Below are 13317 nucleotides of genomic sequence, written 5' to 3' on the forward strand. Positions count from 1 at the left end.
GGCGTCGCGGCCAGTTGAATCCCCGCCGGCTGATGGGTCTTTCGTTTGGCCGTCGACAGCCGCGCCTCAACGCACGCCCCGAGGTTGGCCCTGAGCGGCTTGCCCGAACAGTCGCTGAAGACGAAATCGCAGAAGGATTCGAGATCTGCGCACGAGGATGTGAAGTTTGAAATGTCCATAAGCGCGTTAGATCAGGCTTCGACCAGGGCCGCAATCAAAATCGGAAGAATCAATCAAGCAGTATTAGGTGGTTGTGGGGCGCTCGGGTTCATGGTGTGGGTCGATTCGTGAGGGCGTTGGGGGGGGCGGTTGGGGTGGTGAGGTGCCGGGGCGTGCGGTGTGGGTCGATTTGTGAGGGCGTTGGGGGGCGTGCGGTTCAGTGGGCGTCGGTTTTGCGTTGGATGGCGCGGATGAGGCCGGTGAGGGTGCGGCTTAGCGGGTCGAAGGTCTTTTGGAGCAGTTCGATGTCGCGGGCCGAGAGGAGGTCGAGTTCGCTGGCGATTTCGAGTTGGGTATCCACCTCTTCCAGGGAGCCGCGGGCGTTGTAGAGGAAGCGCAAGAAATCCTTGCTCGTTCGTCGTGCCGCGCCCTCGGCAATGTTGCTGGGGATTGAGACGGCCGCGCGTCTTAGCTGTGCCGTCAGCGTGTAGCGCTCCTCCTTCGGGAAGTGGCGCGTCACCTGGTAAATTACCAGCGCAAAATCTCGCCCATAGCGCCAGGCATCCAGACGGTGGTGTGGTCGCTGCCGATCCTCGCGAAACCATTTCATATTCAAGCCCTCCGCCATTGAAACGCGCCCGATCTGAGTGGATGTATGAACAAAATACCATTCATGAACCGCCGGCGCCCCACAACCCCAACCCTGACAACGCGCTTAAAAAGCGCACCCCCCACCGCCCACACGAATCGCCCCACTCCGTGAACCGCCGGCGCCCCACAACCACCCAACCACCTAACCACAAAGCGCACCTCCCACCGCCCACACGAATCGCCCCGCGCCGCAAACCCCGACGTTCCGACACGTTTTGAATCCCTCGCCCTCCTCCGCGTATATAGGGCCACGCTCAAGCGACGCGTCATTTAAAAACACTGTCGAATCACCACGATTGAGACTGATTTGGAGAGGTTTGTATGAGCTGGAAGAAGACCCTGATCCTCGCCGCAATTTTTGGAGTGAGCGGCTGCACCCCCACCTATGTCTACGTCACCGAAGCGCCCCAGGAGCGCCCGGCGCAGGCCGAAGCGACTGGCGAGGCGCAGCAGGCCGCGACGGCCGCCGAAGAGGTCGACGCCGTCGAAGAGAGCGATAAGGCCGAAGAGGTCGCGGCGGTCGAGGAGCGCTCGGAGCCCGCACCCGCCCAGGCCCGCGGGCAGGCCGAGCGCTGGGAGTGGGAGCTTGAGGCCGGCGAGGAGCTGGAGCTTCAGTACAACGCCACGAGCGATATTGAGATGAAGGTGGGCGGACAGATGGGCGCCATGATGGGCCAGATGATGGGCGGGGGCGACTCGTCGCTCTTCAAAGATCGCGTTGAGATGAGCACCGCGATTCGGATGGAGGTGGTGGGGATGGCGCCGGATGGGCGCTACGAGCTGGCGTTCCATGTGGACGCGATGGAGATGCGCGGCCAGTGGGGCGGGGCGACGAGCCTCGACGACCTGCCCGCCGAGGTGCGCACCTTGCGGGCGTATATGGATCGCAGCGGGCGCCTGGAGTTCTTTGAGCGCGTGGTCGTCGAGATCACCGAAGAGGGCCCGACCGCCGTGCTGCGCTACGAGGTGGGCGACGACGGCATTTCGATGAACTCGTCCGCCAGCGCCAATGGCGTGGAGGTGAGCGCGTCGGCGAGCATCGACCCGAAGACCGGCCGCGTGAGCCTGCAGGGGGGCACCCGCCAGGTGGCGCCCACCCGGCGCACCCGCACCGAGGAGCAGGAGCGCCCGGTGCAGCACCTCGACGTGCTGCCCGTGCAGGTGCTCAGCCTCCTGGAGCTCCCCCAGGGCGCGGTCGCCGCCGGCGATGTGTTTGAGACGGAGTTCCCCGCCGGCACCGTCAAAGCCACCGCCGGTCCGAAGCAGCAGTGCGAGATGAGCTCGTGTGGCACCCTGCGCATCGAGCTCGACGTGGACAGCCAGCAGATGACCGACAACACCATCGCCACCGCCCGCGCCTACGAGGAGAGCGACGACGACGGCTTCGGCGATGATTTTGGCGACGACGACGACTTCTTCGACGACGAGTTTGACCAGGACATGGCCATGGTCGGCGCGGCCTCGCCGACCATGAAGTCCGAGGTGGACGCGACGACGGTGTTCAACGTGGAGGAGGGGCGGATCTACATGGTCGAAGGCACGTTTGGGAACGTGGCGGGGAGTCAGGGGGTGGAGATTCGGGAGAGTACGAGTTTCACGCTCTTCTTTTAAATACGCATGGGTGGGGGGGCGCTCGGGTTGGGGGGCGTGCGGTTCGTGAGGGCGTTGGGGGGGGGGACGCTTTGTGGTTACGTGGTTGTGTGGTTGGGTGGTTGTGGGACGCCGGGGTTTGCGGTGTGGGTCGATTCGTGAGCACGTTCGGGGGAGCGCGGCTGCGTGTGCGCAACTGTAAGGGCCCCCCTTGTGGGTGCCCGTGGTGTTTGTGATTGAGGAGTATGGCATGGCGAGCAGTTCGGGCGTGGCGGCGCTGGTGGTGATGGGGGCGGTGATGATGACGACGACCCTGGCGAGCGCCCAGGAGCAGTTTCTGGCGCCCTCGGCGTTGCGCGAGACCACGGTCAACACGCGGGTGCATGTCCCCGGCTTGCGCCTGGAGTACGGCCTCAATGACCGGATCGGGCTGGGCGCGGGGTATATGTATGCCTGCGAGTCGCGTTTTCCCTTCGCCGGCATGAACACCATGGTTCGGGCTGGCGTCGGCGTCGATGTTACCCTCGTGGTGCCCTCAAACTGGGAGGGGATCGAGGGGGGCACGCTTTACGGACGCGGCCGCCTCTCGGGCATGGGCCCCTTCGGGGGGCTGACCCTGGAGCTGGGCCTGGGCGTCGGGGTGGAGCACCTCGGGGTGGTGCCCGGCGCCACCCTCGGCGCGTACTATGCCGGCGAACACTTTGAGATCGGGTATTTCTACCAGGCCGTGCTGCAACACGACCGGCCGGCCTGGATGCCGGCGCATCATGTGGGCTTGAGGTTGCATTTGCCGGTTGAGGCGAACTGACATCCGTCGATTCGTGAGGCCGCCGGGGGGGTCGCTTTGTGGTCAGGTGGTTGGGTGGTCAGGTGGTTGTGGGACGTCGGGGGGCGCAACGATGGTCGATTCGTGAGGGCGTTTGGGGGGGCGCAGGGGAGAAGGCTGAGTCGTCGATTTACCCGCGTAAAACCGAGGATAGGTGGTCTGAGTCGTCGATTTACCTGCGTAAAACGTGAGGTAAGGGGTCTGAGTCGTCGATTTACCTGAGTAAAACGTGAGGTAAGGGATCTGAGTCGTCGATTTACCTGAGTAAAACGTGAGGTAAGGGGTCTGAATCGTCGATTTGCCTGGGTAAAACGCGAGGTAAGCGGGCCGAGTTGCCGATCTACCTGAGTAAATCGTGAGGTAAGAGGTCTGAGTCGTCGTTTTACCTGAGTAAATCACGAGCTCGGCTTTCCGAGGGCTGATCCGGGCACGGTGGGATAAGGGCTTTTGATCGTGCTTCCGGCGAAAAGCGAATCGAAAGGGCGGGGGCGCTATGGTAAACGTACGTAACTGTCACCCACGCGCCGTACCCGGGGAGCACCATGCCGTACAATCTTCAGCACCTCTTGAACCTCGTTCACGATCCCGATCCCACCTTCGACCGCGACGCGGTGCTCGCCTTTATCGAGCGATGGAAAGACGCCGGCGGCGCGGAGTCCCGCTACTCCCAGACCTTCTTCGGTGAGCTTTTCGGGCTTATGAAGCTCGACTTCGACATCCTGGAGGGGGCGGCCTCGGAGCGGCATGTGGTGTTTGAGGCGCCGGTGACGATTCCCGGCGAGTCGCATCCGAAGCGGATGGATGTGTACAGGGCGGGGCGGTGGGTGATTGAGGCCAAGCAGGGCTCCTTTACGCACCATGCTGCGCCGGGCCACGGCCGCCGGGGCACCAAAAACTATCAGGACCGTATGGAGGCCGCGTTCCACCAGGCGCGCCGCTATGCCGCGTATGCTACCGATGGGGTGCCGCCGATCCTGATGGTGGTGGATGTGGGGTACCGCTTCGATATCTGGACGGCGTTCAGCGGCACCTTTGGAGGATACGGTGCCCGCGGCTCCTTCACCCTCGAAGAGCTCGCCGACCCCGAGGTGTACTCGCTGCTGCGTGACCTGCTGGACGATCCCTCGAAGCGAAACCCCGATCTGGTAGCGGCGCATGTGACGCGGGATGTGGCGGAGCGGCTGGCGGTTCTGGCGAAAAACCTGGAGGAGAGCGGGCATGATCCCGAAAAGATCGCCCGCTTTTTGATGCGCTGTCTCTTCACGATGTTCGCCGAGGATATCAACCTGTTGGAGAACCGCCTTTTTGAAAAATACCTGCGCGAGCGCTGGCTCCCTGACCCTTCGCGTTTCAAAGACGAGCTCGAAGCGCTGTGGCGCACGATGGACACTGGCGGCACCATCCCCTTTGTGGGCACCATCCATCACTTTAATGGCGCGCTTTTTCGCGACGCCGAGGCGCTGCCCCTGAGTAAAGCCCAGATCGAAAAGCTCTACGAGGCCGCGCGGGCGGACTGGACCAACGTGGAGCCCTCCATCTTTGGCACCCTTCTGGAGCGCGCCCTTAACCCGAAAGAGCGTCACGCGTTGGGCGCGCACTACACGCCGCGCGCCTACATCGAGCGCCTGGTACGCCCCACCATTGAGGAGCCCCTGCGCGAGAAGTGGCAGCTGATCGAGGCCGAGATCAAACGCCTCACCGCCACCGAGGGTGATGAGGTGCCGGCCGAAAAAGACGTCAAGAAAGCCATCGAGCTGGTGCTGGAGTTTAAAAAGGAGCTGGGCACCATCCGGATTCTCGATCCGGCGTGTGGCTCCGGAAACTTCCTCTACGTCACCTTCGACCTGCTCAAACGCATCGAGGCCGAGATCGACGCCCGACTCGCTGAGCTCGGCCATACCCAGCAGACCCTGGGGCTGGCGGATTTCTCGGTTACCCCTGCGCAGTTTTTCGGCATCGAGATCAAACCCTGGGCCAAGGAGATCGCCGAGCTCGTGATCTGGATCGGCTACCTGCAGTGGTGGCGCCGCCGCCACCCCAACTCCCTGCCCTCCGAACCCATCCTGCGCGACCACCACAACATCGAGCTCCGCGACGCCGTGCTCGCCTACGACGAAAAAGTCCCGCGCCTGGATGAACACGGCGAGCCTGTGACGGTATGGGATGGCGAGACGATGAAGGTGCACCCGGTGACCGGCGAGCAGGTACCGGACGAGAAGGCGCGGAAGGTGGTCTACGACTATGTGAATCCGAGGAAGGCGGAGTGGCCGGAGGCAGATTATGTGGTGGGGAATCCGCCGTTTATTGGCAATTATCGCATGCGCGACGCTTTAACTCATGGTTACGTGGAAACATTGCGAAAACTATACCCAAATGTGCCCGAAAGCTGCGATTACGTCATGTACTGGTGGGCAAGAGCGTCAGACATGCTTGTTGGTTCAATCTTGCGCAGGTTTGGATTGATCACAACGAATAGTATACGCCAAACGTTTGCGCAACGTGTTACGAGCGCTGTCCTTTCTGATAAGAGCCATCCAGCGTCCATTGTATTTGCGATACCCGACCATCCATGGGTTGATTCACAAGATGGCGCGGCTGTTCGAATTGCAATGACTGTTGTTTCGCTAGGTGAGCATGATGGGACTCTAGGTCATGTGGTTTCATCATTGTCTGAGGAACATTCGGGCGGTGAACACGAGGTAGTGCTAGAACTTGTGAGAGGAGTGATTCATCCTAATTTGAAGATTGGTGTTGATATTACCGCCGTTATGCCTCTCAAGGCTGGAGAAAATCTCTCAACTCGGGGGGTGGGGCTGTTTGGGGCAGGATTTAAAATTGATATGCACGACGCTGAAACGCTAGGCGAAAAGAATGATGATGAATTGAAAAAACACATCCGACCATTACGAAACGGTAGGGATCTAATTCATAATCCAAGGGGAGTGTTAGGAATCGACTTTTATGGACTCTCGGTTGATGAGGTTAAAAGTCGTTTTCCCGCTGCGTACCAGTGGTTGTTTGAAAGGGTAAAACCTGAACGAGATCAAAATCGTCGCAAGTCTCGACGAGAAAATTGGTGGATCTTTGGCGAACCATGCGCGACATTGCGTCCAGCATTGCAGGATATTCGACGATATATCGTGACGCCCGAAACATCTAAACACAGGGTGTTTCAGTTTTTGAGTGCCGATATATTAACGGAAAACACGGTTGTAAACTTTGCTTTAGAAGATGCGTTTTATTTAGGAGTATTCTCAAGCTCACTCCATGTTCTATGGGCATTGGCATCCGGCGGTCGATTGGGCGTCGGCAATGATCCGCGTTATACGAAAACGCGATGCTTCGACCCCTTCCCCTTCCCCGACGCCACCGACGAACAAAAAGCTACCATCCGTGACCTTGGCGAGCGGTTGGATGCGCTGCGTAAGCAACAGCAGGAGAAACACGCCAAGCTGACCATCACCGACATGTACAACGTGTTGGAGAAGCTGCGCGCCGGCGAATCGTTGAGTGAGAAAGAGCGCACGATCAATGAGCAGGGGTTGGTGAGTTCGCACCTTTTGCCTTTGCACGACGAGCTCGACCGCGCCGTGGCCGACGCGTATGGCTGGCCGCACGATCTGGAAGACGAAGAGATTTTGCAGCGCCTGGTCGATCTCAACCGTGAGCGGGCCGAAGAGGAGGCGCGCGGCCTGATTCGCTGGTTGCGGCCCGAGTACCAGAATCCGGAGGGCACGGGCGCCGCCGTGCAGAACGCGATGGACACGGTGGTGGATGAGGAGGAGGACGAGGCCGAGAGCGTGGTGGTGCTCCACGAGCGCACCTGGCCCAAGGATGAGCTCGCCAGGCACGAGGCCATTAAATCCCTGGTCAAAGAGAAGCCGGGCCTGACCACCGAGGCGCTCCAGGAGCACTTCACCAAGGGCGGCCGTGTGAAGTCCCGCAACGCCTCGATCGAGGCGTCGTTGGAGGCGTTGGCGGCGGCCGGGGTGGTGGTGGAGGTGGATGGGGGGCGGTGGTTCTAAAAAGTATTAGATTTAAAACGTGTTAATTTGTTATGTGAAGACGCATATAAAAGGAGGGTATATGGCTGACAAAAGTTTCTTCGATGAACCGACCGTGCTTTCAAAAATTAAAGCCGATATTGTGTGCCGGTATTTTGACACATGGTCTAAAGTTATAATGAATACACAAAATCGATTTTCGGAAAAGCAAAATAAACATAAAAATTTAATTGCATATTTTGATCCATTTGCTGGGGCTGGTGTTTATAGTGATGGTACTCCTTCTACAGCAATTCGAATTGTAAGAAGTGCAATACAATCTCCAGACCTGTCTAAAAGACTTCTTGTTTTTTTAAATGATGAAAATAAAGAAATTTCAGAAAGGCTTAAGTCTCATGTGTCCCAGTTGGATGGAGTGAATAATTTACGTTTTGAGCCCAGGGTGGGCAACTTTTCGGTAAGCAACAGTTTTGCTATAAGGGTTAAAGAAAAAGTGCAATGCCCATCGTTGTTTTTTTTAGACCCATGGGGTTATGAAGGACTTACAGCTTCACTGTTTGAAGCGATTTTATCAAAGTGGGGTACGGATCTGATTTTGTTTTTTAACTATAATCGTATTAATCCTGGTTTGAATAATCCGGTAGTTGTAGATCATGTTAATAATATTTTTGGATCGGCCGAGCGTGCAAATAAGTTAAGAGCAGAATTATTAAGATTAGGAAAAAACTCAGCGCTTGAACGAAAGCGATTAATTCTGAACGAAATGGTTGGTGTGCTGCAAGATGCGGGTGGAGCATGGGTGTTATTTTATGAATTTCCTATGAAGAATAGCTCAACCCGCGCTAGCCATCATTTGTTTTTTGCGAGTGCTCATTTTAAAGGATATGAAATAATGAAGAATATCATGTCAACGCTGAGTTCTGCTGATCTTGATCAACCTCCATTATTTAACGAAATGATGGAGATGCAACCACGTTTGATAGAGTTTAATCCCCTTAATAAATTAAAGAGAGGGATTGTGGAAATGTTTATGGGGGAATGTGTTTCACGAAGGGAAATTATTCAAAAGTACGAAGCTGAAACCGGGACGGCACATACATTTGTCAATAAACATTACACAAAAATACTAAAGGAGTTGGAAGATGAAGGGGTGTTGAGAGTGAAGAGTTGTTTGAAGGGAAGAAAAAAAGGCACTTTTGCTGATCATGTTAAGTTTGAAATCATACCGGTGACCACGCATGGCTAATACAGGAATAGAATGGACTGATCAAACATGGAATCCATCTACCGGATGTTCTAAAGTTTCGTCAGGATGTAAATTTTGCTACGCAGAGAATATGGCGTTGCGACTTAAAGCTATGGGAAGTGTTAGGTATGAGAATGGTTTTGACTTTACTATTCACGCGGACAAAGTAGATGAGCCGCGGAAGTGGCGAAAGCCGCGACGCGTATTTGTTGACTCAATGAGCGACCTTTTTCATGAAGATGCTCCGCTCGATTTCTTGCGAAGAATTTTTCGAGTAATGATGGATACACCACAACATCAATATCAAATTCTGACAAAAAGGCCTGAGCGGATGGCTATGATTCTCTCGAAAATGGTCGATGAAGGAATCTATACACCATCTAATCATATATGGTTGGGCACATCAGTCGAGGATGCTACTGTTCAAAATCGAATTCAATTTTTGCGTGAGACCCCGGCACAAATACGCTTTTTGAGTTGTGAGCCATTAATTGGGCCCTTGAGTAAATTAAATCTAAAAGATATCCATTGGGTGATTGTAGGCGGTGAGTCGGGTAGTCATCTTTGGAGGGAACGCACTCGAAGGCGACGTGGATTAGTTGAACGAATTGATGGCGCCTGGGTGCCCGTTGATGAGAAGGTAACCTGGGTCAGGCGAATTCGGGATCAGTGTATTGAACAAAAGGTGGCGTTCTTTTTTAAACAATGGGGAGGGAATACTTCGAAATCCGGTGGTCGTATGTTAGATGGAAAGGTTTGGAGTCAATTCCCTGAGCTGTAAATGTTTGTTTTGTTTGAAATGTCTATACGGGTGGCCATTTGACTAAACGGAAGTATTACGTTCCTAGGGTTTCGTTTTGAGAAGTTTGTGGGTTATAGGCGAATGATGCATGCATACAATTATATGATTGGCGAGGAATTTGCGCCTGATGTCATAGAAATCAGTTGCTGTCTGATCACCCCCGACTCCTGATACGTCAGCGCCGAACTCACCACCCACGCCGGCGACACCACCACCTTTGACTGGTCCTGCCAGTCCGTCGACTCGCCAGTGAGTTTTGGCGAGGATCCGAGCACGGGCAAAGGCGCGATCGACATTCAGGTCACCCGGGTGATCCTCCCTCCCGAATAACCCTCCACGTCGGTGAACTCCCCTCGGAGTACGGGGCGGGCACAAGACCCGCCCCTACGACATGGGGGAACAGCGCGCGGGCATCAAACCCCGGCGCCGCGCGCGTCACGCGCTCCCCACCCCTTGCCCCCCCACCCCCTTCGTGGCAAAACCGAGGCATTCGTAAACACACCGTCTCCCCCGGGGGGAGACACCGCTGCTGGTAATCCGGCGCGCGACTGGCGGACGTCTGCAATGGTGCAGCGAGGCTTGCGTGGCGCGCTCGGGGGATGGGCGGAGCTTCTGAAGAAGGAGTTATGCGATGTCTGAGACTCATTTTGATGTGACGTTGAAGGCGTGGATGGAGCGGGCTGCGGATCAGATCCGGGCGATGGCGCCCAAGACCGCGCATGCGCGCGGGCAGCAGGCGCTGGTGTTGGCGGCGGATCTGCTGGAGGAGGCGCTGGTGCCCTACAGCGCGGCGGTGGGTGAGGCGCTGGCGGAGGGCGAGGAGGCGGCGCGGGCGGCCGAGGCGGTGGCCGAGGCCGATGTGGCGATGGATGGGGCGTACGAGCGTCTCTACGCCACGGCGCAGTCGAACTACTACGGGGCGGTGGCCGACGTGAGGGCGAATGCGGCGCGTTTGAAGGAGCGGCTGGAGCGGGGGATGCCCCTTCCGCCCTCGGGCTTTCGGGCGCTGGGGATGGACCGCTCCCGGGCGCTGATGGAGGGCGCGCTGACCTACGCCAACGACGCCCTGGGCGCAGAGCACGCCGTGGTGGTCGATGCGCAGGCCGCCTATGACGGGTTCGTGCAGGCCCGGAAGGCCGCCAACGCCGAGAACTCCGACGCGGTGCTCGCCATGCAGAAGCTCTTCGCGGCCCGCGACGAGGCTCGCCGCGCCTATGTCGCCGCGCGGCAGTTTGTGGAGGGGGCGCTCTCGCTCAATGAAAATGAGAGCCTGCGGCAGCTGATGTTGCCGGTCACCGCGATTTACAAAGGTCCGGGGCGGCCGAGTGGCTCGGATAGCACCGATACCGAGGCGCCCCAGGCTGGCGAGGTGGTGCTGAACGATGCGCCGCCGGTGCAGCCGACGCCGGTGGTGGAGCCTTCGGGTGAGTAAGGCGTTGATGATGTGAGCGTGATTTGGAGCCCTCCGGCGAGTTCGGGGGGCTCTTTTTTTGAGCGCGTTGGGGGGGCGGTTGGTGTGGTCAGGTGGTTGGGTGGTTGGGTGGTTGTGGGGCCTGGGAGGTGCGCGGGGTGGGTCGATTCGTGAGTGCGTTGGGGGGCGTGCGGGGAGAATCGCTGAGCTGGAGACCTACCTGAGTAAAATGGGAGGTAAGGGGTCTGAGTTGTCGATTTACCCGGGTAAAACGGGAGGTAAGGGGTCTGAGTTGTCGATTTACCCGGGTAAAACGGGAGGTAAGGGGTCTGGGTTGTCGATTTACCTGAGTAAAACGAGAGGTAAGGGGTCTGAGTTGTCGATTTACCTGAGTAAAACGAGAGGTAAGGGGTCTGAGTTGTCGATTTACCTGAGTAGATCGAGAGGTAAGGGGTCTGAGTTGTCGATTTACCTGAGTAGATCGAGAGGTAAGGGGTCTGAGTTGTCGATTTACCCGGGTAAAACGAGAGGTAAGGGGTCTGAGTCGCCGATCTGTTGGCAAAACTCGCCACTCACGCTTCGGAGGGGCCCAGCGCTTCGAGCGTGCTGAGCCAACCATCGAAGAGCGGGCACTCGGCGCGGATCGTCGCGAGTCCGATGTCCAGGGCGGCGATGGAGCCGTGGAAAACTTTGTCGTAGGGGGGATAGAGGGCCGCGAGGCGTTTGGAGGGGGCCGTCTGGGGGGAGTCGTTGATATCTTCGGGGGTGGCGAAGGCGTCGCGGATCGCGTGGAAGGCGCCGGCGAGTTGGGGTTGGTCGATGCCACGAGCCAGCGCGTCGGGGGCGCTGAAGAGGAGCCCCTCGAATTCATGCATTTGCACGTAGGGGATGAAGCGACGAAGAGCCTGGGCATCGAGGTGCGTGCTTAAGGCTTGGGTCAGCGCGTCGAGGAGGTGCGCCGCGCGGGCCGCTGGCGTGGGGAGGGCGCTCGCGTCTTGCTTGCCAGGGAAGTCGGCGGGGAGGCCGTAGAAGTCGAAGAAGGTGGTGCAGTAGATGGCGGGGTCGCTCAGGATGGCGCGAAGGTCGCGCGTGAGGCGCTGCAGGTTGACGCGACCGCCTTTATGGCCGGGTTTTCCGATCAGGGCGGCGGAGAGGTACACGCCTTGATGCGCAAAAGGACGGACGAGGACATCGTTGACGAAGGTCTCTTCGGTCTGGCCCTCACAGATGACACAGACGCGCGTCATTGCCCTGCCCCCCCATCCGGCCCCGGCCTACCCCCCAACACATTCTTCTCCCACAACTCGCCGACCGTGTACTCCTCCAGCCAGAGTTCAAAGTCCTTCTCGTCGTGGCGGCGAAAGACAGAGGCGCCGTTTTCGCGCTCCACGATGATCAGGTCTTCGATGGAGAACTCGTTGACGAGGGGCACCGACTGCGTTGACACAATGAGCTGCATGCGCTTGGAGGCCGAGCGAATCAACGAGCCCAGAAGCGTGATGGCATAGGGATGAAGCCCGAGCTCCGGCTCATCGATAATAATTGTCGAGGGCGGCTCGGGCTGCAGCAGCGCGGTGGCCAGGCAGATGAAACGAATGGAGCCATCCGAGAGCTGGCTGGGCCAGAAGGGGTAGTCGCTGTCTTTCTGGCGCCAGAGCAGCCGAATCTGCTCCTCCTCGGTGGGGAGGGCCTGGGGCTTGAGCACGAAATCGTCGAAGAAGGGGATCGCCAGGCTCACCGTCTTGCGGATCTGCTCGTAGGTCGCCTCATGTTCGTGTTTGAGCCGGTAGAGGAATGCCGCGAGGTTGGAGGCGTCCGGACGTAGGTATTCGTTGTCGTGCAGCGAGCCCAGACGCTTGACGCCGGCGGTGTCGCTGGTGTCGTGGAAGTGGAAGACTTTCCAGTTGGAGATGGATTCGTAGCAGTGAGTTACAATGTTCTGCTGCTCGGAGAGTTTTTTATAGTGTTTTGGGAGCCACACTTCGTTGTGTCCTGAGCCAAGTGATTTTTTAATTGGGCCCAGATTACCATCGAAAAATGTCTTCTCTTCCTGAATGACAAACCCACCATCGACCGTCGGTGCCAGCGTGAAGTCATAGCCGTTTCTGCCGAACCTGACAGAGGCGAAAATGTGCGCCGTTTCTTTCACGCCGAAGGTAACAATGCGGTCCGCAGAGCCTTGCTTACGCGTCCAGGATTGAAGGCGCCCTTCCATCATTTCGGTAAGCATGTGAAAGAAGCTCACAAGATTGCTTTTTCCGGCGCCGTTCGCGCCGATGAGGATATTAATAGATCGGAGTTTCAAATCGTCCATGAGTTGGATGGACTTGAAACCCGCAATCCTGAGTTGTTTTATGGGGCTTGCGAAGCTCACGAGATCACCTGTTTAACGAGGGCGAGCGGTAGAGGGGGGAGGGTCGATGGTGGTGACGGCCTCGAAATGGATTCACTGGCAGCTTCCGTGAGCGCCCGGGCTTCGTCAATACCAGGCATCCTGGAGCTGCGCTGCCTTGTGCTACTCCAGCCGTCCACACGAATCGACCAACTTCGTGAATTTTGATGTTCCACAACCACCTAACCCCACAACCACACAACCACAATCCGCGCGCCCCCCAACGTCCGCAAGCC

General features: G+C 57.7%; 9 protein-coding genes and 1 pseudogene. 6 read left to right on the forward strand and 4 right to left on the reverse strand.

Annotated features, from left to right (window positions below; all coding sequences use genetic code 11):
- Both FRC98_RS22300 and FRC98_RS19415 read right to left on the reverse strand, forming a co-directional pair.
- Window positions 1–179: pseudogene (locus tag FRC98_RS22300) on the reverse strand (IS701 family transposase); the annotation flags it as partial.
- A gap of 197 nt (window positions 180–376) precedes the next feature.
- A complete protein-coding gene (locus FRC98_RS19415; protein WP_146983146.1) occupies window positions 377–769 on the reverse strand; it encodes a four helix bundle protein in 393 nt (130 codons plus the stop codon).
- A 362-nt stretch (window positions 770–1131) separates the two neighbouring features.
- Between FRC98_RS19415 and FRC98_RS19420 the strand changes: the two genes are divergently transcribed.
- The 6 genes from FRC98_RS19420 (at window position 1132) to FRC98_RS19445 (ending at window position 10710) form a co-directional block, all read left to right on the forward strand.
- The gene (locus FRC98_RS19420) at window positions 1132–2421 is read left to right on the forward strand and encodes a hypothetical protein (protein ID WP_146983147.1); all 1290 of its coding nucleotides are present in this window, start codon (window positions 1132–1134) and stop codon (window positions 2419–2421) included.
- Between the two features lie 229 nt (window positions 2422–2650).
- On the forward strand, window positions 2651–3208 hold the full coding sequence (locus FRC98_RS19425; protein WP_146983149.1) for a hypothetical protein: 558 nt from the start codon (window positions 2651–2653) through the stop codon (window positions 3206–3208).
- Window positions 3209–3768: 560 nt separating this feature from the next.
- On the forward strand, window positions 3769–7251 hold the full coding sequence (locus FRC98_RS19430) for a class I SAM-dependent DNA methyltransferase (protein WP_146983151.1): 3483 nt from the start codon (window positions 3769–3771) through the stop codon (window positions 7249–7251).
- Window positions 7252–7312: 61 nt separating this feature from the next.
- Window positions 7313–8476, forward strand: coding sequence for a three-Cys-motif partner protein TcmP (gene tcmP, locus FRC98_RS19435; RefSeq protein ID WP_146983152.1), 1164 nt, complete (start codon window positions 7313–7315; stop codon window positions 8474–8476).
- Window positions 8469–9257, forward strand: coding sequence for a DUF5131 family protein (locus tag FRC98_RS19440; RefSeq protein WP_146983154.1), 789 nt, complete (start codon window positions 8469–8471; stop codon window positions 9255–9257). Before tcmP ends, FRC98_RS19440 begins: the two co-directional genes overlap by 8 nt.
- A gap of 652 nt (window positions 9258–9909) precedes the next feature.
- Window positions 9910–10710 carry a hypothetical protein gene (locus FRC98_RS19445; RefSeq protein WP_230467821.1) on the forward strand — a complete coding sequence of 267 codons (801 nt, stop codon included), beginning with the start codon at window positions 9910–9912 and terminating at the stop codon, window positions 10708–10710.
- Window positions 10711–11261: 551 nt separating this feature from the next.
- Here the strand turns inward: FRC98_RS19445 and FRC98_RS19450 are convergent.
- Together FRC98_RS19450 and FRC98_RS19455 are read right to left on the reverse strand one after the other, a co-directional pair.
- The gene (locus tag FRC98_RS19450; RefSeq protein WP_146983157.1) at window positions 11262–11936 is read right to left on the reverse strand and encodes a DUF4276 family protein; all 675 of its coding nucleotides are present in this window, start codon (window positions 11934–11936) and stop codon (window positions 11262–11264) included.
- Window positions 11933–13063: an AAA family ATPase gene (locus FRC98_RS19455; RefSeq protein ID WP_230467822.1), complete on the reverse strand. Its 1131-nt coding sequence runs from the start codon at window positions 13061–13063 to the stop codon at window positions 11933–11935. Before FRC98_RS19455 ends, FRC98_RS19450 begins: the two co-directional genes overlap by 4 nt.
- Between the last annotated feature and the right edge of the window lie 254 nt (window positions 13064–13317).

The organism is Lujinxingia vulgaris (genome assembly GCF_007997015.1).
Classification (GTDB): domain Bacteria; phylum Myxococcota_A; class Bradymonadia; order Bradymonadales; family Bradymonadaceae; genus Lujinxingia; species Lujinxingia vulgaris.

Bases quoted from the DNA above. Each gene is read 5' to 3' on its own strand.
- FRC98_RS19450 (WP_146983157.1), bottom strand. From the start codon at position 11,936: ATGACGCGCGTCTGTGTCATCTGTGAGGGCCAGACCGAAGAGACCTTC.
- tcmP (WP_146983152.1), top strand. From the start codon at position 7,313: ATGGCTGACAAAAGTTTCTTCGATGAACCGACCGTGCTTTCAAAAATT.
- FRC98_RS19430 (WP_146983151.1), top strand. From the start codon at position 3,769: ATGCCGTACAATCTTCAGCACCTCTTGAACCTCGTTCACGATCCCGAT.
- FRC98_RS19425 (WP_146983149.1), top strand. From the start codon at position 2,651: ATGGCGAGCAGTTCGGGCGTGGCGGCGCTGGTGGTGATGGGGGCGGTG.
- FRC98_RS19415 (WP_146983146.1), bottom strand. From the start codon at position 769: ATGAAATGGTTTCGCGAGGATCGGCAGCGACCACACCACCGTCTGGAT.
- FRC98_RS19440 (WP_146983154.1), top strand. From the start codon at position 8,469: ATGGCTAATACAGGAATAGAATGGACTGATCAAACATGGAATCCATCT.
- FRC98_RS19445 (WP_230467821.1), top strand. From the start codon at position 9,910: ATGTCTGAGACTCATTTTGATGTGACGTTGAAGGCGTGGATGGAGCGG.
- FRC98_RS19420 (WP_146983147.1), top strand. From the start codon at position 1,132: ATGAGCTGGAAGAAGACCCTGATCCTCGCCGCAATTTTTGGAGTGAGC.